This is a genomic window from Marinomonas sp. 63XJN7_9_ISO-PGPR-S23-217, from assembly GCF_056173515.1.
Map to the genome: position 1 here is coordinate 616,968 of NZ_CM149678.1, position 19,720 is coordinate 636,687.

The window sequence follows — 19,720 nt, forward strand, 5'->3', positions numbered from 1 at the left end:
TATCTCGTGGTATTGTTACTAGTAACATTATCATAGCTTGAGTAGCCCGAGAACCGCAAAAAAATGGATGATTGCGATTCTGCGGAGGACTGATTTATTGCTTTATATAGGCCAGTGCTTGTTGAAACACAGAGTCAGCATCTTGGCTAATGTCAACGCTAAAAGCTTCGCTTTGTGTGGGTTCAATGAGGGTGGCAAACTGACTTTTTAGCATGTCTTGGCCTTTAAAATAGTGTCCGTTGCGTTTTTGGTGACGTTGCCAAATGGTATTGAAGTCCCCCTTAAGGTACAGCATGGTGACATCATCAAGGTCTTTTTTCAGTATGGCTCGGTATTCCGGTTTAAGGCCAGAACAAGCGACAACAGCGCATTCATGATTTTTTAATAAGGTATTTAACGTGGCTAACCACCCAAAACGGTCTTGATCGGATAATGGGATACCTTTGCTCATTTTCTCGATGTTCGATGAGTTGTGATAATCGTCTCCATCAAAAAAGGGGTAACCTAATGCATCGGCTAGGCGTTTACCTATCAATGATTTACCGGATCCTGAGACACCCAGAACGACAATCTTCTTTCCCATGAATGAAGCCTCTTACCTAATAAGTCTATAATGTATGACTGCGTGATGGCGGATGCATCATCACGCAGCTTCTTCCTGTGTAAATGTTAATAATGATTGATGTACTACTTCCACCAAAGTGCCAGTTGTGGGAAGAATATCACGGAGGCCAAAACCAGCACTTGTAACGCGATAAAGGGCAGTAAGGAAGAGAAAATCTCCCCTAAACTGATGTCTTTTGGGGCTACCGATTTGAGATAAAAGGCGGCAGGGCCAAAAGGCGGTGACAAAAAAGATACCTGCATATTCAAACAGAACACCACGCCAAACCAGATGGGATCCAAACCCAGACCTGAGATGATCGGTACAAAGATGGGCATGGTTAGGAGGGCGACGCCGACCCAGTCTAAAAACATACCAAGTACGAGTAAAATCAGCATCATAATCAGTACGGTACCCATCACGCTGCCACCGCTTAATGCCAGAATGGTTGATTCGACGAAGTCGATACCACCCATGAGGTTATACACGCCCACTAGGGCGGTGGCACCGATACCAATCCAAATGATCATGCCACAGGTGCTCATTGTCGCTTTGGCGCTGTCTTTGAGCATGGAAAAGTTAAGTTCCCCACGAATGGCGGCACTGATCATAATACCGACTACTCCCAAGGCAGAGGATTCCGTTACTGAGGCAATGCCAGTGTATATACTGCCTAGAACCGTGATGACGGTGAGCAGTGGAAATAATAAGGCTTTAAAATAATTAACATCGGCATCCGCCGCTAATTCTTCTTCTGTTGGTAAAGGGGCGTATTCTGGATGCAAGCGGCTAATGACCAACACATAGACAATATATGAGGCGGCAAGTAATAGAGCGGGAACAAATGAGGCTTTAAATAGGTCACCAATGGACACGCTAGCCGTGAGTCCATAAATGATTAAGACAATACTCGGAGGTAGCATGGTGCCGAGCGCGCCGCCTGCACAGGTGGTACCAATGGCGAGTTTGCGGTTATAGCCGAGGCGCAACATTTGCGGCAAAGCCAATATCCCCAGTAGCACCGTTTCACCACCGATTACCCCAGACATAGAGGCCAACACAATGGCAACCAATAAGGTTTGGACGGCGACGCCCCCACGCAATTTTCGTCCGAAGACTTTCATCGCATCGAATAAGTCTCTGGCAATGCCAGAACGATCTAATAACGCGGCCATCAGAACAAACATGGGGACGGCGAGAAACACATAGCCGCCCACAAAACTGTATAAACGACTTGCTATCAATGGCAGTGCGGCGACGCCAAACCAGCCGACTGCAAAAACTAAAGCAACCAAGCAAGTGACGAACGCCAGCTGCATGCCAGTTAGGAGTAAAACAATCATACTCATTAGCATGAGTAGACTGCCGTAACCGATTCCCAAGGAGGATAAATCAAACATGGTCACGCTTCCTTAGGCCATTAAGCTCTTGAATCAGATGCAACAAAAACTGGATAAACATGACGCCAATGGTTAACAGAATCATGGCTTTAACAAGGGCCGGAAAGGCCGGGTTCCAAGCTGATCCAGAGGTTTCTAAATGAACCTCACCTAAGGGCGATAACCAAGCGTCTTTTGTCATTTGATAAGCGGCCCAGCTCAACATGCCAGTGAAACAGAGCCCCATAATATGATGAAAAACGTTGAGCCAGCGTTTGGTTCTATCCGAAACCACATCATAAATCAGCACGACGCGCACATGTTTATTGGTGGCCAAGGCATAAATGCCACCATAAATGAATAAGCAACCACCGAGAAAGGAAGCTGTTTCATGAACCCAAATAGTCGGGGCGTCAAAGACATAACGCATCACCACCTCATAAAAAGAAATGGCGACCGTAAAAATAAACAACAAACTCAACAGGTTGCCCAGTTTATAAATGCAACGATCCAATGCATTTCTGGGGACTTCCGAAGGGTCTAGTTCTGGGGGATGAATGGTTTTTTTCATAGTCGTCGTCCAGTCAAAACCGTAGAGGCAAAGTGCGTACTTTGTTGAATACCTCTACGGAACATGGCTAAAGAGTTTGTGACATTACAGTAGGTCGTTCTCTTTTAAATACTGAGTAATCGAGTCATAGACTTTTTGCGCATTGGGTGATTGTTTGGCGTATTTTGCCCATTGTGTACGGGCAATCTCTCGGAACTTTTTACGCTCTTCAGGTGACCAATTATGGATGGTGATCTTAGGGTTGGCCTTGGCTTCAGCGACGGCTTTACGGTCGGCGATGGCCAATTGTGTGGTGATATCTTGTGCAAAATCCCGCACCGAAACGGTGAGAATTTCCTGTAGATCTGGAGGTAACTTATTCCATTTTTTGAGGCTCATGGAAATGTCGATCAATGGCAAAGAGTGGAAACCAGGGTAAACAGGGTTGGGGGCAATATCATTCATGCCGGCTTTTTGATTGGTGGAGAATACGGTGTAGTCGGCGGCGTCAATGACCCCTTTACTCAACCCTGTAAAGACTTCGGAACCAGGAATATTGACGGGGGCGGCGCCCGCAGCTGCAAAAACCTGCTGGACGAGTCCCTCTGGCGCTCGAATTTTTAACCCCTTTAAGTCATCTACGCCATCTAAAGGAACCTTTGAAACAAGGGATTCCACTCCGGTTGTTGATCCGCCAATGAATTTTACACCGTAGGGTTTGTACAACTCATTCATAAGCTGATAACCACCGCCGTAGTTGATGTATTGCAATAGCTGAGATGTGTCAGACCAAGCTCCCACCGTATTACCTATCAGACCAAAAGCCGGATCTTTCCCGGAGAAATAGCTAACGGCGGTGATTTCCCCATCCAGAATTCCCATTTTAATGCCATCTAGTGTTTCGGTGTGTTTAAACACACTGCCGACGGGAAGAAGATCGATTTTTATTCGACCATTGGTCATGGTTTCGACACGTTTTGTCCATTCTTTTTGGATTTGAAAGTTTTTATCACCGACGGGGTCAGAAGACTGAAATTTGAATTTGTAGTCGGCGGCGATGGCTGACGTGCAGAGTGTACCTGCTAGAGCAACGGTCAAAAGAGAGGTCGTGAGCTTATTCATTATTGGCTTCCTATGATTATTGTTGTAGGAATTTAGATGATTTGTTACCGGTAACTATTTATTTATGTTACCGGTAACTTTTTGGTGCCGTCAAGCCTTTCTTAGGCCCTTCTGTTATTCTTTTTCTAATGCTTTGAAATTTTTAATGATTTTTTGATGTTGGTCTTGGTAAAACGCAAATTTACGATGGGAAGGTCGATTAAAAAAATAACCTATAGTAGGATCGTTAACGCTCAATGTTGTTATTATGGTGTGTAAAAACAGTTTGTTTTTCTATTATTTAGGTTGTGGTTCTATCATTGATGTTAGATTTTTTTCTTAAATTACTAAATAGACCTAAACAAGTTTGTATCTTTGTTTTTATAACGGCTCTACTTATTTTAGGGTATGTGGCATTTCAGTTTTATAAAATAGAGGTGCAAGATGAAAAAAATATGGCGATGGCCCTAGCGCAAAGTAACGCCTCGCTTTTAGTCACCACACTGAATAAAAGCGTATCGGCTAATTATGCCTTCGCCGCCATGTTGCAAAAGTCTCAGGGGAACCCCGTCGGTTTTTCTTATTTAGCTGACTCATTGAAGACCTACTATCCTGATGTTGAATTGTTTTCGCTTGCTCCACAAGGTTTGATTCAGTATATCTACCCACTAAAGGGTCATGAGCAATCTCTAAATAAGAGCCTGTTTATTGGTGACGACGAAAAGAGGCTTTATCTTAGTGGTGATGCCCCTCGATCCGTTACTTTTCGAGGACCATTGCATGTATTCTCGGATAAGCAAGAGATCATTGGCTCTTTCCCCGTCTATTTGCAAGATCAGCAAGGGCACTCTTCTTTTTGGGGATTGAGTAATACCGTTATTGATATGGCTGATTTGATGCAGCGATTAGATTTAAATGAATTTGTCAGTCGACATTTAGATTATCAACTGACTGTTCTCAACCAAGCGCAACATCGTAAAGCACAGACGGTGGCTGCCTCCAAAGAAATCTCTTCTAGTCCCTATGCGATTCACCTTGATATCCCTATTCAGGGGGTGACTTGGCGTTTATACCTCGCTCCTGAAAGCTCATGGGTTTCTATATGGATGCTTTTGTTTGGTGTGTTGCTTATCCTCTCTGTCAGCTTTTTGATGGCCTACTTTGTCTGTTTGGGTCTAAAGGTTCGTCTCAGCCACCATAATCTAGAAAGCTTGGTGGATAAAAGGACTGCCACATTAAAAACTCTCAACAAGCGTCTAACGGTATTGTTGAACGCCATGCAGGATTCGATTTATGAAGTGGGGTTAGACGGTTGTATTATTGCCTATCATTCACCGCGTATCGAGCAGGACTATCGTTTTCTTGGTTCACCTTTGGGAGTGGACTATAGAGCGTTTTTTCCAATTAGCGTGGGGGCGGTATTTGAAGAGGCGATACATTGTGCAAAAGAGTATGGAATAACCAAAGGCCATGAGTGCTATGTAGAGACTGAATTAGGGCGTCGATGGTATGAAGTGTCAGCAACCTATTCCCAGTCGGATGATGAGATAGACGGCTTTTTTGTTGTGATTACCCGTGAAGTGACCTTTCGAAAAAACGTCGAGTCGGAACTTCGTATTGCCGCCACGGCTTTTCAAACACAAGACGGTATTTTAATTACGGATACGAAAAACTGTATTGTACGAGTGAATGCTGCCTTTGAGAAGATAACGGGTTATACAGAGAAAGAAGTCATTGGCAAAACCCCTGCTATTATCAGTTCTGGCCGCCATTCCAAAGCATTTTTCCGCGATATGTACGAACACATTGAAAAGTTTGAAAGTTGGGAAGGAGAAATTTGGAATCGTCGCAAAGACGGTGAAATTTTTCCAGAATGGCTGAGTATTTCTGTGGTAAAAGATGAGCATGGTGTATTAACCCACTATGTGGCGACCTTTAAAGACATTTCTGAAACCAAAGATAATGAGCGTCGTATTAATCAGTTGAATTACTACGATAGCTTAACGCGTTTGGCAAACCGTCGTTTGATCACCAAGGACTTAGATCACATACTGGAAAGTGGCATTTTAACGTTTCGTCGCAGTGCCTTGTTGTTTATTGATATAGACCATTTTAAAGATGTGAATGATCTTAGAGGGCATTTGGTTGGGGATGCGCTATTGCAACAAATTGCATCGCGTTTGATGGATTCGACACGCTCGGGGGATATTGTGTCTCGCTTTGGTGGCGATGAATTTCTGATCATGCTGGAAGATGTGGATGTCTCTGTTTCAGAAGATAGAATTGCTTATCGTGCTAAGCATGTTGCTGAAAAAATCATGAAGGCGTTAGGTGTGCCGTTCGAACTGGATGATGCCCCCTATCATCTCTCTGTTAGTATTGGCATTGCTCTATTTGGTAAAGAGACGACGAATAGTCAAGAGGTCATCAAGCAGGCCGAACTTGCGTTGTATGAGGCCAAAGGGCGTGGCCGTAATCAAGTGTGCTTTTACGCTCCTCAAATGCACGAAAAAGTATTAGAACGTGTGACGTTAGACAGTGATTTTAGGCGGGCCTTAGCCGAAGAACAATTTGTTTTATATTATCAGCCGCAATGGACGGCGAACCAAAAAATGAAAGGGGTGGAAGCTTTAGTTCGGTGGCTGCATCCAGAAAAAGGTATGATTTCTCCAATGTATTTTATTCCGTTTGCTGAAGAGTCAAAGTTAATTCTGCCTTTAGGGGATTGGGTATTACGAACAGCGTTGAAGCAATTGGCTAACTGGCAAAAGGATCCAGCGTTAAAACATTTGATCATGTCTGTGAACGTCAGTGCGTTGCAGTTTTCCCAAGAGGAGTTTGTGTCACAAGTAAAAGAGGCAATTTATCAAACGGGGATTCCCCCAGCACAATTACAAATCGAACTCACTGAGAGTATGTTGGTACATGATCAATTTGATATCATTCAAAAGATGCAGTCTCTCAAGCAGTTAGGTGTTCTAATTTCATTAGACGATTTTGGGACAGGCTATTCCTCGTTATCGTATCTTCAACAACTGCCGATCGATCAACTGAAAATTGACCAGTCCTTTATTCGAGCGATACAAGAAAGTGATAAGCAAGCGTCTCTTGCCGCCTCTATTATCGGTTTAGGTCATAATCTCCATATGGAAGTGATTGCTGAGGGGGTTGAAACACAGGCCCAATTTGATTGGTTAAAACAACACGGATGTGATCTGTTTCAGGGTTTTTTACTGGCTCGCCCCATGCCAATAGAGACATTTAGTTACTAATTAGTGGTTATGTAAACATAATCTTACTGTTTTTCATTTATATCAAAGGGTACGCTTATGGCACGGTGGGGCTTGCGTGGTAAATCGTTGTTTGCGTTGGCAAGTACGAGTGTGTTTGCTTTATTAATGATTGCGATGATTGGTTGGTATTTTGTCCAAAAAGGACAAGAGTATTCCGCTGAAAATTATGCGGATAGTTTTACTGAGTTAAACTATCAGAGAATGTTGACGCCAGTTTCTCGAGAATTAGCGTTAGCTCAACGGTTTGCGAATTCCCCCATTGTTAAGGCATGGCTTAGAAAGCCAGATGACCCTGCTTTGAAAGAGCTATGGTTAGAGGAAACGCAGAGTTATCTTAACGCGTTTCAAAGCCATAATATGTTCTTGGTGAATGATAAAACGAAGCAGTACTTTTTTGCGGATCCAAATAGTCCATTGTCGACGACGCCAAAATATGTGTTAGAAGCCAGTAAACCTGCCGATAGTTGGTATTTTTTAACACGTCAACAGCATGTGCCATTTGTTATCAATGTGAATTACGACTCGGTATTAAAGGTCATAAAGGTTTGGATTGATGTTGATATTGTTGATCATGGACAGTTTTTGGGAGTTGCTGGAACCGGGTTGTCTTTAGAGCATTTTATTAAACAGTTTGCGGATAACGCCATTCCTGGGGTAACACCCTTTATTATCAATGCCAATGGCAGTATCCAAATTCATCATAACGAAAAGATGATTGCCTACAACTCGATGAATGGTAAGGATAAACAGCATTCTATTTATGCTTTGTTGGACAATGACAAGTCCAGAGAAAAAGTAAAAGCGGCTTTACAGAAAGCACGCCATGATAAGGAAAAGGTTGTCACTATTAAGGTAGATCAAGGCGGACACCAGCAATTAATGGCATTTGTGTATTTTCCATTATTAGATTGGTATGTGGTGACCAATATAGATTTAAACAAGGTTAGTCTGTTCAATTCTAATCTTGTTTTGCCGACGCTTGGTGTACTCGTGTTGTTGCTGATTTTACTTTTGGGATTTTTTGGACTGGTAATTGAGCGTTTAGTGATTACTCCCATTAGAGAATTACAACAATCGGCAAAAAGTATTGCTGGTGGTTCCTACGATGTGTCTTTGGTTTCGCGTAGTAACGATGAAATTGGTGATTTGAGCAAGACATTTAATACTATGGCTCAACAGGTTAGAAACCATACTCAGGAGCTAGAGAAACAAGTTCAAAAGCGTACTGCTGAGCTGGAGGAGGCACACCAGAAAGTGGTGGATGCGCACCGCAAAATGGGAGCGTCTATTGATTATGCCAGCTTGATTCAAAAGTCGATTTTACCGGATCGGCAAATGCGACAATTTTTGGGGGATCAGCACAGTGTCATATGGCGGCCAAGAGATGTGGTGGGGGGGGATTTTTATGTGTTCCACAACACAAACGAGGGCTGTTTATTAGGTATCGTCGATTGTGCTGGGCATGGTGTCCCTGGTGCATTGATGACGATGTTAATGCGTGCTGCCATTGACTATGCTATAGGTCATGTCGGTATTCAAAATCCTGCGGCTTTGCTCAGTTCAATCGATACCACCTTGCGTTCTATGTTGAATGAAGAATTGAGTGCGAATAAAGTGGCAACAAATGCCGATGTTGGATTGGTTTATGTGCCTAACCAAGGGGACTTTATTCGTTTTTCTGGCGCTAAAATTACGCTTTACGGCAGTAATGGTGATGACATCATCAAGCAAAAATCAGGACGAAGAGCATTGGGGGATAGACGAGTAGGCGAGTATAACAATACCGAATTACCTATGTCTGGCTGGACCTATTATATGACAACCGATGGTTTTTTAGATCAGGCGGGGGGCGAGAAGAACTTTGGTTTTGGTAATCAACGTTTTGAAGGATTAATAAAAGACAATGCTGCTTTACCTCTAAGGGATCAAGCGGATTTTTTTGAATCTGCTCTAGGGGCTGTTGATCTTTGTCTGAATTGTGAGCGAAGAAGGTAATCTCGTATAATTTACTTCGCCAAAAACAAATACAACGAGATTACCATGCCCCGATTAATGCTCACTGATGAGATGTGGTCGAAGCTAAAAGCTATTCTGCTTGAAGATAGAGTCTATAACAAGCGAGAGCATCGATACACGATGGAAGGCATTCTTTATCGGTTGCGTGTCGGCTGCCCTTGGCGAGATTTACCAGACTATTTTGGCTTATGGAATACGGTTTACCGTCGTTTTTTACTGTGGTCCAGAAAAGGAATTTTACTCAGGCTATTCAAATCCTTATCGGCCAATAAGGATACGGAATGGGAGTTTCTTGATGGCAGCTATATAAAAGCGCATCAACACAGCTCGGGCGCATCCTCTGAGGAAAATCAAGCGATTGGGCTGAGTCGTGGCGGTAATACAAGCAAAATCCACCTTGCTGTAGACAGTTATGGTTTACCAATAGAGTTCATAATCACAGGCGGAGAAGTTCATGATAGTAAAGTGGCCAATGACCTTATTGAGGTCTTGCCACAAGGAGATTTCATCATTGCGGACAAAGGTTATGACAGTGAAGCGATTCGCGAGAAAGTTCGTCAATGCGGCTCGACTCCAGTCATTCCTAGAAAGCAAAATTCGAAAAAAGGAAACGCCGATATAGATTGGTGTTTATACAAATATCGGCATTTAGTTGAAAATGCGTTTGCTCGGCTCAAACATTTTAGAGCGATAGCCACGCGTTATGATAAGTTGAAAATTCATTTTGAAAGCATGTTAGCGTTAGCTTGCTCGATCATTTGGCTGCCAATGTGAAAGATCAACAGCCCCTAGATGACTATATGGGAGATCAACCTCAACGAGACGATATCACTTTGCTGTCTTTCCGGTTTGATCCAAAAACGCAAAATAATGAGGTTTGATGAGATGCCTGCACCAAATTTATATGATTTGAGGGAGCGTTTTGAAAAAGACAGGATTCTACTTTGTTTTAATGGCCCTATTTCTCGCAGTCTGATTGAGGAAATAGGCAATGCACTGAAAAACTATTTGAAATCAGAGCAAATGTCGCCAGCTTGTGCGTTGGATGTGTTTGCAGCCTATATAGAACTCACGCAAAATATTCGTCATTATGCGGCGTCTTCCCAATTGTCTGGTGCTGAAGTAGCAACGGTGATTGTGAGTTACGATGAAGGCTACTACCGAGTTTCAGCCGGTAATATAGTCAAAGTTGAAGATGGTCAGGCGTTAGTGGAACGTATTGATGCATTATCGACATTGGATAAAACTGAGTTAAAAGCCCTGTATAAAGCTCAGTTGCGTAAACCTCGTGATGAAAATGCAGTCACTGGTGCTGGATTAGGGTTAATTGACATGGCTCGTAAATCGTCAAAACCAATGGAAGCGAATGTGCAGATGATTGATGACGATACCGCTTACTTTAGCTTAAGCATAGAGATTTGAGAGAACACGATGAAAGATTTGAAAATAGATGGGACCGTTTCTTCGCCGAGTGTGAGAGCTAGCTGGCAAGAAGGTACGTTATATATGGAAGGTGATTCTTACCCTGAAAACTCCTATGAGTTGTATGCTGATGTGGTGGCTTGGGTCAGTCAATATTTAGCGCAATCGACTGCGCCGCTTAAGCTTGAGTTGTCATTACTGTATTTGAATACCAGTAGTATTAAAGTCATGATGGACATCTTTGATGAAATGGAAGAGTTCTTTCAACAAGGTCGTCAGGTCTCAGTGAATTGGTATTTTGATGAAGATAATGAACGTGTTGCTGAGTTAGCCGAAGAATTCAAAGAAGACTGCCATTTTCCCTTTGAGATTATAGGTAAATAGATGAAAACCAATTTCTCTGAGCTTGAAAAGGAGATTCAAACAATACTCAATACCCCCCAATATAACGACCATCCAGCGAGTCGAGCGTTGCGTCAGTTATGGGAGGTGAATCAAGATCAGTGGAATAGAATGGATCGTCTGACACGATTGTCCGATTCTTACCAAGATATGATGATGCAGCGCGAGAAAAGCTTAAGTGAACGCTTTGATAAGCACTTACGTCAGTTAGAAAAAATAACCCGGATCTCGGATCGTTATCAGCGTAATTTGCGCCAGTTGAATCTTGAGTTGGAGAGAACCTCGTTAATCGACCCGCTGACGGAATTGCCTAATCGACGTTTTATCATGAAGCGTTTGTCTTATGCTGTCGAACATCAAGACGATGCGTCGTCTGAGGATTTGGCCATTGCGATGATCGACATTGATTACTTCAAAAAAGTGAATGATCAATTTGGTCATCAGGTGGGGGATGATGTTTTAGTGGCTTTGGGTAAGTTAATGAATAACATCATCAATGATCATGGCTTGTTAGGTCGATGGGGAGGGGAAGAGTTTCTTGTTATATTGCCTCAATATTCCCAAGAAAAGGCCATTACCTTGATGGAGCAAGTGCGTGATGAAGTGGCCTTGTATCGTCTCTCAAGTGATCATAAAACGGTATCGACCAGCATTAGTGTTGGTATTAGCTGTTTTCGCGCAGAAGACTCAATGGACACGCTTCTCTCAAGGGCGGACGATGCCTTATATTTAGCCAAATCAAAAGGCCGTAACTGTCTCATCGTTGGCTCATAAATCGGTTTGATGAGCTCGACAGCAAGAATAAATAGCTGTCGCATAAAAAAGAGCTTCTCATGTTGAGACGCCCTTTTTTGAAACAACCATCTTGCTCATAAAATAGATCGCTCCAGATTAGTGAGCAGACCTAAATGTTTATACATTCACGACTAAGGTAACATCAATGTTGTTACGAGTGGCGTTGGAATATGGGCAAACTTGATGAGCATCATTAACCAGCTTCTCTGCCTGCGCTTTATCCATTCCAGGTAAGTTAACCGTCAATTTCGCGGCAATACCAAAACCCTGATCGATTGGTCCAATGCTGATAGCCGCATCAATTGTGCTGTCTGCTGGCAATTTTGCTTGCTGCTGAGAAGCGACTAATTGCAATGCCCCCATGAAACACGCAGAGTAGCCTGCTGCGAATAGTTGTTCAGGGTTAGTCCCTTCACCGCCATTGCCACCTAGTTCTTTTGGCGTGCTAAGAGTGACAGATAATTTACCATCGTCGGATTTTGATTCGCCAGTACGGCCACCTTTAGACGTTGCGTGAGCGGTGTATAGTACTTGGTTTAATGCTGTCATATCTGACTCCTGTTTTGTCATCGTTTAAACGGGTTATCACAAGGGGGTTATAAGGTAACGCCCCCTGTTGGTTAGTGGCTATCGTTGTAATGAATGAGATTTTGCCTCAATGTATCCACTACATGTTTGGTCCTACCAATGTCTTCTAACGACAGTTGAGAGGCGCAAATAGCCTCTTGAAAAACACTTTCTACCTGGTCTTCTAATGCTTGGCCTTGCTCCGTTAACTCAATAATCACATGTCGTTCATCTTGCTTATCTCGACGACGTGTCACTAAATTGGCACTTTCCATTCTTTTTAATAAGGGGGTCAGCGTTGCTGAATCTAAGAACAAATCTTCACCAATATTGGTCATAGGGTAAGACTTATGTTGCCAAAGTAGAATTAACACCAGATATTGCGGGTAAGTGATGCCCAACGGCTTTAAGAGTTTTCGATACAACTTATTCATCGCCAGGGACGTTGAATAGAGCGAAAAACATAAAAGCTCATTTAATTTGGGAGTGTCTTGCATGGCTGACTTACCTTGTTCTTTTGTCTGGGTGTGTTTTATAATAAGTAGCGCACTATTTAATGTCAAGATATTAAATAGTGCGCTATTTATTTTTAATAAATGAGTTTGATAGAGTAAATCTAATTAGGCTGGCGGCTTAGCGGATTGCCTTGCCACTGCTCATCTTGAGGCTCTGTTGCAAGGTGTTTAGGTTGCTCTGACCAGTGAAGGAGGTTGAGTTCGCCTGTTTTTGACTCGGTGAGAGCGGTACAATGTTCAACCCAGTCGCCATCGTTGCAATACAAGGCTCCTTCTTTTAAAAGAAACGAGGCAAAGTGAATATGACCACAAATATAGCCATCAAGGTGTTTGCTTTTGGCCGATTTGAGAGCTGCTGTTTCAAAGCGATGGATGAATTCCTTGGCCTTGCCAATATGGCTTTTTAGGTAGCCAGCGAGGGACCAATAAGGGAGCCGAATAAAGCGCCGCACGCCATTAATCCACTGGTTTAGTGACAACATAGCACCATGAGCTCTATCACCGATAGCCAGCATCAATGGGCTGATTTTAACCATTTGATCGAACTCGTCGCCGTGGCTTACATGGAAATGTCGGCCATCAGCGGTGGTATGGCGAGCGTTAAGACGAATCTCGATGCCAGAGAGGGTTTGTCCAGTGAATTGACGAAAGAAGGCGTCATGGTTACCAGGAATGTAAATGACTTGAGTGCCATTTTTTGCCATATACAAAATACGCTCTACAATCCGATAGTGGAGGTCGATAAAATGTGCTTTACGACGCATTTCTTGAAGGTCAATAATATCGCCCACTAGGTATAAAGTGTCTGTTTTTATCGTGGTAAGGAAATCCAGTAAATGGGCGGCCTGACATGCCTTAGTCCCTAAGTGCACATCGGATATAAACACCGTTCGAAAAGTCGTTTGCATCGTTTCGTCCTATGGCTAACGCTGTGGCTTTAGTGTTAGATTAAGGAAAAAACATGACAGCTCTGAGACAGTGTCGTGACAGTTTGAGGACGTTAACACACTTCATTCCTATGATTGAAGTGTGTTAACGGTCGCTTTATTTTTACGATGGTTCTTGTAAAGTAGAGCGAGAGTACGTACGTTGGTAGGGTTGAATATACAGATGGTTGCCACCTTGTTGCTTGGCTGACTTTTTCGCTAATGCCGCTAATTCTGCCACTTGATGGTGGTTTAATCCTTGATCTGCTCGTAAATCGACAACCCCCACGGATAAGCTTAGTACGGGATGAAAAACCTTTTCGCCTTGTCGGTTACTCCCCCATACACCACCAGCTTGCAGGGTTTCTTGGGTGTAAAATTGGCGCACTTGATGAGCAAATTGATCGAGCACTGCCTGACACTGTTCTTGCCAGTGATCGTCTGAAAAAATAACGATAAAATCGTCACCACCCACATGCCCAATAAAGTTACGCGTCGGCTCTATGATATTTTTAATCAGATTGCTGACCAGCTGGATTACTTCATCCCCCATGGAATAGCCAAAATAATCATTGAACGGCTTGAAGTCGTTGAGATCAAAATACGCCACATGAAAATTTTCACGATTGGATAAGCGTCGCATGACCTCCTGGTTGATAGGTACGTTCCCTGGTAGGAGAGTAAGTGGATTGGAGTAGGTCGCATTTTGGATTTTCAATTCTGTAATGCGTCTTAGCAGATCTCTTAGGGAGCCTGTGCCAAGGAATTTACCGTTATGAACAATGACAATTTCATTGTTCAAGGTATCGGCTTCCTGGTTGGTTACCAATGTCGACACTGTCGATAGGCTGACATTACTTTCGACTACAAGAATGTCTTCGCTGAGTAATAGGGCAGCCGACTTATGCTCGTACAGTGCCCGCCCATAGGGCGTAGAAAATAATTCATGGAGCTGATGACGTCGTATAACACCCACTGGCTTTTCGTCTTTTAACACCGGAATAGAATGCACATCCTGATTTTCTTTAAACAGGTTTGAGACTTCATCTAAGTGACTGTCAATTTGGACAGTTGGCGTGACTCGCGACAGAGAACGTACCGTTTCCGAATGATCCACTTCAAATACGGCTCGCCTTTGTGCCTGTTTCTTCAAATAGGGATGAGTCGAAAACGCGGGTTTGTCCGTTGGGTGGCCCAAGAAATAGCCTTGTCCAAATTCAATACCAAGGTCGATTAGCTGATCCAATTCTTGTTGCGTTTCGATTCCCTCGGCAATCAGAATGCATTTTAACCGTTGTGATATGCTCAAAATGGAGCGCACAAACTCACGCTTGATTTCGTCCTTGTCAATGTTGTGAATAAAGTGTTTGTCTATTTTGACGATCTCAGGTTGCAATTCTGACCAAAGACGTAACCCTGAATAACCAACACCTAAATCATCAATGGCAACGTGAAATCCCATGTCTCGATAATGTTTTACACTGATTCTTGATAGGCCATTGTGGTCATATTGATGTTGTTCTGATAGCTCGATAACAATACGTTTTTGGTCCAAGCCTAAATTATTCAGAATTTCCAGTGTCATACCTTTTTGGTGCAAAGGAGAGCTAAGCAGAGAGGCGCTCACATTTAAAAATAAGCGCCCTTCTAGTTCTAATTTCGCAAAACGCGATAAGGCTCGTTCACGGCACAAAAGCTCTAACTCATGAAGCAGGCCTTTTTTTGTGGCAAGAGAAAATAAGGCATCTGGATTAAATAGGGCACTATTCTTAGGGCCTCGTGATAACGCTTCATGACCATAGATAGCCCCGTTAGACAAATCATATATGGGCTGAAAGACGGGTGTAATTAAGCCGTTTTGGATGATTTTATTTAATAATTGCAGTTCATCTATTTGGCTCATTGTTTATTATCCAAATGTTATCGATTACCCATCCATGTATGTTGAATAATTTTATGTCTAAATTATGACGATTTCATGACGGATAGGTTTTGGTATGGTTTAGCTGCGTATCAGACACGTAAGAAAACAGGCAGTCTACGTAGTGTGAAAAAGGAAAATAGCGGGATGATGGGAAAAAGACAAGATGTTCTAGAGAGAAAAAGGAGAGCTGTAGCCAGATCGATATTATTCTTGTTGCACTTCGATCGGTTACAGAAAGCTCTTAGTTATTGCTATGGCTGAGGTATACAAAGCTAGCCAACTAAGTCTATTTCACCGCTTGCTGAGTGAAACGTTGTGTAGAAAAATTAGTTAGCAGTATGTCCTTGTGAATGACGTGCAGCACTGAATCCAGAGAAAATATTTTTTACGCTGGCAACGGCTTTTTTCATCATAAGAGCAAAGTATACACGACGCATTTCATAGGCTTTTTCAACGTAATAGTCGGTATCTAAATTACCTAAGCTATCGTATTTGTAATCGTTTTTCATGGTGTTTCTCCTATCTATGTAAGTTGTCTTTATCGACAGTGTTAATGATAAGAGCCCGTGGAGATTTGTACAAACGATCAATTTTCAGCATAGAGGTTAGAAAAATTCACCCTTTATCGTGAGGTCCTTATCAATAAAGGAACTCACAAGGAAATGATCGGAAACAGAAGAGGATGAGCGCTAAATTTAGGCCGTTGGCTGGTTAGCAAGTGCGCGGAATCGTCCTGGTGGAACACCGCAGGCTTTTTTGAAAAAACGTGAAAAATAACCTGGGTCTTTAAAGCCTAAATCATAGGCAATTTCTTCTACTGATCGGGCGGTATAAATAAGGTTACGTTTGGCCTCTAGGAGCAGACGGTCACAAATTAAATCGTGGACGCTGTGATTCAGCATGGCTTTACTCAGTCGGTTTAAACGGCTGACAGAGGTTCCCAGCGCGGTGGCGTATTCCTCACTGCTCCAGTGTTGTCTGTAGTGTTTTTCTATGAGTTCTTTTAGCTCGTGAATCTGCTGACTTTGAAGGGTGATGTCAGTGCTTAATATGCCTGAAGAGAGTTGTTGTCGACGCAATAATAACAAGATGGCTTTGATCAAATACTCGCTCATCAAAACACGACCTTTACGGGTTTGCTCTGATTCTTTTTCTAATTGGGAAAGCAGGGGCCATAATTCAGAAAAAGCCGGCTGATAACCGTTAAAGTTGATATAGCTTGGTTGGCTTAAAAGAGGTTTAACGAAACGTGCTGCTTTTTCTCGATAAATATCTTCTAGCATGGGCTCGGCAATAGTGATGACTCGGCCATCAGTGTCTGGCGCAAATCGAAAACCATGAACAGCGCCAGCAGGTACAATGATGGCCCAACTACCGACCAACTTTTGTTGTTTCTCATCCATCTGCACCAGTGCTCCACCGGCCTTTAAGATAAGAATTTGAAAGAGCTGAGCATGGCGATGGGCATTAATTTTCCAGTCAAGGTTTTCACTGCGGGAGACAATGTCTTCGATATGAAAAAACTCCGGATCGTCGACCCAACTTGATTCGCCATATAGGCCAAAATGAGGGATGTTATTGGTATTTTTCGCCATTTTATTCTTCTGCAGTATTCGAAAGATGCAATATCCTATTGAATTTAGTGTTAGAGAAAATCACTAATCAATATGATTGATTGAATTTAACTCTTTGTTTTTATTTAATTAATTTTATCATTAGTGATGTTTTTATATATATCACAGTAAATTAAACTAAGCTATCTTGTACAAAAAGTACAATTTTTTGAACAGAAATGACATAACGTTCAGCGCTCCTATCCCTCACTATGAAGACACTTTCGGGCGTTTTTTGAGCCTTTTTTAAGGTGTCGCCCTCTCAAATCAACAGTATGTCTATGCGGGCTGTTGAACTGGAACAACAAAAACAATAGGTGAGAGAAAATGAAAACAAAAGTAGCGATTATTGGTGCTGGTCCATCTGGCCTATTACTAGGACAATTACTGTCCAAACAAGGCATTGATAATGTGATTATTGAGCGGGTGTCTGGGGAATACATCTTAGGACGTATTCGTGCTGGTGTATTAGAGCAAGGCATGGTGGACTTACTGCGCGAAGCGGGTGTGGGTGAGCGAATGGACCGAGAGGGTCAAGTACACACTGGCGTCGAGCTGGCATTTAATAATAAACGTGTGAAAATCGAGCTGGAAAAACTGACCGGTGGCAGCACGGTGATGGTATATGGGCAAACCGAAGTAACCCGTGACTTAATGGACGCTCGTGCTGCGGCAGGCTTAACAACCTATTACGAATCAAGCAATGTTGAACTGCATGACGTGAAAACCGATACACCGTATGTAACCTTCGAGCAAGGGGGTGAACGTTACCGTCTTGATTGCGATTATATTGCTGGTTGTGATGGCTTTCATGGGGTGTCTCAACCAACCATACCTGCCTCTTCTCGCAAAGAATATGAGCGTGTCTATCCATTTGGTTGGTTAGGAGTGCTGTCTGATACGCCACCGGTGAACGATGAATTAATCTATTGTAAAACCGATCGTGGTTTTGCCATGACCAGTATGCGTTCCGCCACTCGTTCTCGTTATTATCTTCAGGTGCCTTTGACAGACAAGGTCGAAGATTGGAGTGATGAAGCATTTTGGACAGAGCTTAAAAACCGTTTACCAAACGATGTGGCGGAAAAGTTGATTACTGGGCCAAGTATTGAAAAAAGCATCGCGCCATTACGATCTTTTGTGTGTGAGCCGATGCAATATGGTCATTTGTTCCTTGTGGGCGATGCCGCACATATCGTCCCACCTACGGGGGCGAAAGGTTTGAATCTAGCTGCGTCCGATGTGGCGACACTATACAAAGTGCTGACTCGAGTATACAAAGAAGGCGATAAGGACTGTATTAGCCAATATTCCGATATTTGCCTACGTCGGGTCTGGAATGGTGAGCGCTTTTCTTGGTGGATGACCAATATGCTGCATGATTTTAGTGGTGAAAATGATCTAGAAACAGAGACGCACGCTAAATTTATGGAGTCTGAATTGAACTTTTATACAGATAACGAAGCCGGGCGTCGTGTGATTGCTATGCAATATGTCGGTTTACCTTACGAAGACTTGGTGTAATCTATTATTTGCTTTTGATAAAAACCCAATAGAAATCTGTTTTTATTGGGTTTATTACTGTCCGGTTAGCCAATGAAACATCCCCTGAATAGCTTGATGAGACCAGTCAGCTTTGGCCTGTTGTATGGCGGCGCTTTTATCCGTTGAGATGCCTCGGCCAGTGGCTGTCCAAGTCCCCAACTGATTTCCTGCAGAGTCCAATAAACTTAACGTCCCCTCTTCAAAGACATAAAATCGCCCGTCTTGTGTTTGACTGTGTTGGCTGGTTTGACTGGTAAGTTGAAAGGTAGAGTGCATTTTGGGCGTGAGGCCAAAGGTCGATAGCGCACTATTCAGTGCCTGTGGAAACGACGTGTTTGTGGTATCAAATCCAAATTCAGATAGTGCCTTGTTAGTTTGTGTCTCTAGCCTGGATATGGCTGGGTCTGAATGAAGAAAAGAGCTCACGTGTTGATCATAAAGGGCTAACTCATCATGTGTCGTTTTACGCTTGGCGAACAAAGGGATAAGCTGCATATAAGTCCGCCAGTCCTGTTCTCTTGGTGCTGCACCAGGCTTGTTGGAGAGTTGGCTGGCTTGCTGCTGAATAGCCTCATCAATATCCTGCATGGTGAGCTTAAGCTTTGCCACGATACGATTACGATCAATAGATTGCAGGGCGTAGACAACATCTTTGCCAGCAAAGCGGGCTTCATTGACAGCCTGCTCTAGCTCAATCGGCGGCGTTTTGACTTGAGTATAAGCGCTTTGTATACGGGTTACTTGCTCAGGTTGTCCGGTGGCGTTCGAGACTTGCGTATTTTGTGTATTAATTTGGCTCACTTGGGTACGCAGTTGTTGTGCGATCTGTGCATTACCATTTTGTTCTGCTTGGGCAAAAGACAAGGCAATATTGTCGATACGTGGGGCACTGCCCACACCATAAAGGTGTGAGCTGTCTTGAGGGGGAGAGAGAACCCAGCTGGGGAGTTTATCCGTCGTTGGTGTCACCAAGTTGGGCGACATGGCCATGGTAGTATCGTCTTTTACGTTTGTCTCCATGCACCCGTTCAGTAACAGGGTGACGCTTGTGATAGCTAGACAATACGA

The 19,720-nt window shown here is 43.1% G+C and carries 18 protein-coding genes; 7 read left to right on the top strand and 11 right to left on the bottom strand.

All coding sequences use genetic code 11. From position 1 onward, the window contains the following. Positions 1 to 94: 94 nt before the first annotated feature. From AC0VYI_RS02825 to AC0VYI_RS02840, 4 genes are all read right to left on the bottom strand, one after another. Entirely contained in the window at positions 95 to 583 is a 489-nt protein-coding gene (locus tag AC0VYI_RS02825; RefSeq protein ID WP_475447205.1) for a gluconokinase, read from the bottom strand. A gap of 104 nt (positions 584 to 687) precedes the next feature. Next, the gene (locus AC0VYI_RS02830) at positions 688 to 2,004 is read right to left on the bottom strand and encodes a TRAP transporter large permease (RefSeq protein WP_475447206.1); all 1,317 of its coding nucleotides are present in this window, start codon (positions 2,002 to 2,004) and stop codon (positions 688 to 690) included. Continuing rightward, positions 1,997 to 2,554, bottom strand: coding sequence for a TRAP transporter small permease subunit (locus tag AC0VYI_RS02835; RefSeq protein ID WP_199477464.1), 558 nt, complete (start codon positions 2,552 to 2,554; stop codon positions 1,997 to 1,999). Before AC0VYI_RS02835 ends, AC0VYI_RS02830 begins: the two co-directional genes overlap by 8 nt. Before the next feature lie 84 nt (positions 2,555 to 2,638). Beyond that, positions 2,639 to 3,655 carry a TRAP transporter substrate-binding protein gene (locus AC0VYI_RS02840; protein ID WP_199477463.1) on the bottom strand — a complete coding sequence of 339 codons (1,017 nt, stop codon included), beginning with the start codon at positions 3,653 to 3,655 and terminating at the stop codon, positions 2,639 to 2,641. A gap of 434 nt (positions 3,656 to 4,089) precedes the next feature. Here AC0VYI_RS02840 and AC0VYI_RS02845 point away from each other — a divergent pair, with 434 nt between their 5' ends. The 6 genes from AC0VYI_RS02845 to siaD all read left to right on the top strand — a co-directional run bounded on the left by AC0VYI_RS02845 (position 4,090) and on the right by siaD (position 11,541). Continuing rightward, a complete protein-coding gene (locus tag AC0VYI_RS02845) occupies positions 4,090 to 6,906 on the top strand; it encodes a bifunctional diguanylate cyclase/phosphodiesterase (protein ID WP_475447208.1) in 2,817 nt (938 codons plus the stop codon). 57 nt (positions 6,907 to 6,963) lie between these two features. After that, positions 6,964 to 8,922, top strand: a complete 1,959-nt coding sequence (gene siaA, locus AC0VYI_RS02850) for a biofilm regulation protein phosphatase SiaA (protein WP_475447210.1) — start codon at positions 6,964 to 6,966, stop codon at positions 8,920 to 8,922. A gap of 45 nt (positions 8,923 to 8,967) precedes the next feature. Then, positions 8,968 to 9,717: an IS5 family transposase gene (locus AC0VYI_RS02855; protein WP_475443627.1), complete on the top strand. Its 750-nt coding sequence runs from the start codon at positions 8,968 to 8,970 to the stop codon at positions 9,715 to 9,717. A gap of 111 nt (positions 9,718 to 9,828) precedes the next feature. After that, a complete protein-coding gene (gene siaB / locus AC0VYI_RS02860) occupies positions 9,829 to 10,365 on the top strand; it encodes a biofilm regulation protein kinase SiaB (RefSeq protein WP_199477460.1) in 537 nt (178 codons plus the stop codon). A gap of 9 nt (positions 10,366 to 10,374) precedes the next feature. Beyond that, the gene (gene siaC, locus AC0VYI_RS02865; RefSeq protein WP_199477459.1) at positions 10,375 to 10,749 is read left to right on the top strand and encodes a biofilm regulation phosphoprotein SiaC; all 375 of its coding nucleotides are present in this window, start codon (positions 10,375 to 10,377) and stop codon (positions 10,747 to 10,749) included. Next, positions 10,750 to 11,541, top strand: a complete 792-nt coding sequence (gene siaD / locus AC0VYI_RS02870; RefSeq protein ID WP_199477458.1) for a biofilm regulation diguanylate cyclase SiaD — start codon at positions 10,750 to 10,752, stop codon at positions 11,539 to 11,541. It abuts the gene before it with no gap. A gap of 138 nt (positions 11,542 to 11,679) precedes the next feature. Here the strand turns inward: siaD and AC0VYI_RS02875 are convergent, their stop codons facing one another. The 6 genes from AC0VYI_RS02875 to AC0VYI_RS02900 form a co-directional block, all read right to left on the bottom strand. Further along, on the bottom strand, positions 11,680 to 12,111 hold the full coding sequence (locus tag AC0VYI_RS02875; RefSeq protein WP_475447212.1) for an organic hydroperoxide resistance protein: 432 nt from the start codon (positions 12,109 to 12,111) through the stop codon (positions 11,680 to 11,682). A 71-nt stretch (positions 12,112 to 12,182) separates the two neighbouring features. After that, positions 12,183 to 12,626: a MarR family winged helix-turn-helix transcriptional regulator gene (locus AC0VYI_RS02880; protein WP_199477456.1), complete on the bottom strand. Its 444-nt coding sequence runs from the start codon at positions 12,624 to 12,626 to the stop codon at positions 12,183 to 12,185. 119 nt (positions 12,627 to 12,745) lie between these two features. Further along, entirely contained in the window at positions 12,746 to 13,552 is an 807-nt protein-coding gene (locus AC0VYI_RS02885) for a UDP-2,3-diacylglucosamine diphosphatase (RefSeq protein ID WP_475447214.1), read from the bottom strand. A 142-nt stretch (positions 13,553 to 13,694) separates the two neighbouring features. After that, on the bottom strand, positions 13,695 to 15,473 hold the full coding sequence (locus AC0VYI_RS02890; RefSeq protein ID WP_475447216.1) for an EAL domain-containing protein: 1,779 nt from the start codon (positions 15,471 to 15,473) through the stop codon (positions 13,695 to 13,697). Positions 15,474 to 15,820: 347 nt separating this feature from the next. Next, entirely contained in the window at positions 15,821 to 16,003 is a 183-nt protein-coding gene (locus AC0VYI_RS02895) for a hypothetical protein (protein ID WP_199477453.1), read from the bottom strand. A gap of 186 nt (positions 16,004 to 16,189) precedes the next feature. Beyond that, on the bottom strand, positions 16,190 to 17,089 hold the full coding sequence (locus AC0VYI_RS02900) for a helix-turn-helix domain-containing protein (protein ID WP_475447218.1): 900 nt from the start codon (positions 17,087 to 17,089) through the stop codon (positions 16,190 to 16,192). A 345-nt stretch (positions 17,090 to 17,434) separates the two neighbouring features. Here AC0VYI_RS02900 and pobA point away from each other — a divergent pair, with 345 nt between their 5' ends. Further along, positions 17,435 to 18,631 (top strand): 4-hydroxybenzoate 3-monooxygenase, encoded by a 1,197-nt coding sequence (pobA, locus tag AC0VYI_RS02905; RefSeq protein ID WP_475447220.1) that lies wholly within the window; start codon positions 17,435 to 17,437, stop codon positions 18,629 to 18,631. A gap of 54 nt (positions 18,632 to 18,685) precedes the next feature. Here pobA and AC0VYI_RS02910 read toward each other — a convergent pair whose 3' ends face one another. Further along, positions 18,686 to 19,672, bottom strand: a complete 987-nt coding sequence (locus tag AC0VYI_RS02910; RefSeq protein ID WP_475447222.1) for an LPP20 family lipoprotein — start codon at positions 19,670 to 19,672, stop codon at positions 18,686 to 18,688. Positions 19,673 to 19,720: the final 48 nt, after the last annotated feature.

Coding starts and splice junctions, on each gene's coding strand:
- AC0VYI_RS02825 (WP_475447205.1), bottom strand. CDS start 583: ATGGGAAAGAAGATTGTCGTTCTGGGTGTCTCAGGATCCGGTAAATCA.
- AC0VYI_RS02830 (WP_475447206.1), bottom strand. CDS start 2,004: ATGTTTGATTTATCCTCCTTGGGAATCGGTTACGGCAGTCTACTCATG.
- AC0VYI_RS02835 (WP_199477464.1), bottom strand. CDS start 2,554: ATGAAAAAAACCATTCATCCCCCAGAACTAGACCCTTCGGAAGTCCCC.
- AC0VYI_RS02840 (WP_199477463.1), bottom strand. CDS start 3,655: ATGAATAAGCTCACGACCTCTCTTTTGACCGTTGCTCTAGCAGGTACA.
- AC0VYI_RS02845 (WP_475447208.1), top strand. CDS start 4,090: ATGGCGATGGCCCTAGCGCAAAGTAACGCCTCGCTTTTAGTCACCACA.
- siaA (WP_475447210.1), top strand. CDS start 6,964: ATGGCACGGTGGGGCTTGCGTGGTAAATCGTTGTTTGCGTTGGCAAGT.
- AC0VYI_RS02855 (WP_475443627.1), top strand. CDS start 8,968: ATGCCCCGATTAATGCTCACTGATGAGATGTGGTCGAAGCTAAAAGCT.
- siaB (WP_199477460.1), top strand. CDS start 9,829: ATGCCTGCACCAAATTTATATGATTTGAGGGAGCGTTTTGAAAAAGAC.
- siaC (WP_199477459.1), top strand. CDS start 10,375: ATGAAAGATTTGAAAATAGATGGGACCGTTTCTTCGCCGAGTGTGAGA.
- siaD (WP_199477458.1), top strand. CDS start 10,750: ATGAAAACCAATTTCTCTGAGCTTGAAAAGGAGATTCAAACAATACTC.
- AC0VYI_RS02875 (WP_475447212.1), bottom strand. CDS start 12,111: ATGACAGCATTAAACCAAGTACTATACACCGCTCACGCAACGTCTAAA.
- AC0VYI_RS02880 (WP_199477456.1), bottom strand. CDS start 12,626: ATGCAAGACACTCCCAAATTAAATGAGCTTTTATGTTTTTCGCTCTAT.
- AC0VYI_RS02885 (WP_475447214.1), bottom strand. CDS start 13,552: ATGCAAACGACTTTTCGAACGGTGTTTATATCCGATGTGCACTTAGGG.
- AC0VYI_RS02890 (WP_475447216.1), bottom strand. CDS start 15,473: ATGAGCCAAATAGATGAACTGCAATTATTAAATAAAATCATCCAAAAC.
- AC0VYI_RS02895 (WP_199477453.1), bottom strand. CDS start 16,003: ATGAAAAACGATTACAAATACGATAGCTTAGGTAATTTAGATACCGAC.
- AC0VYI_RS02900 (WP_475447218.1), bottom strand. CDS start 17,089: ATGGCGAAAAATACCAATAACATCCCTCATTTTGGCCTATATGGCGAA.
- pobA (WP_475447220.1), top strand. CDS start 17,435: ATGAAAACAAAAGTAGCGATTATTGGTGCTGGTCCATCTGGCCTATTA.
- AC0VYI_RS02910 (WP_475447222.1), bottom strand. CDS start 19,672: ATGGAGACAAACGTAAAAGACGATACTACCATGGCCATGTCGCCCAAC.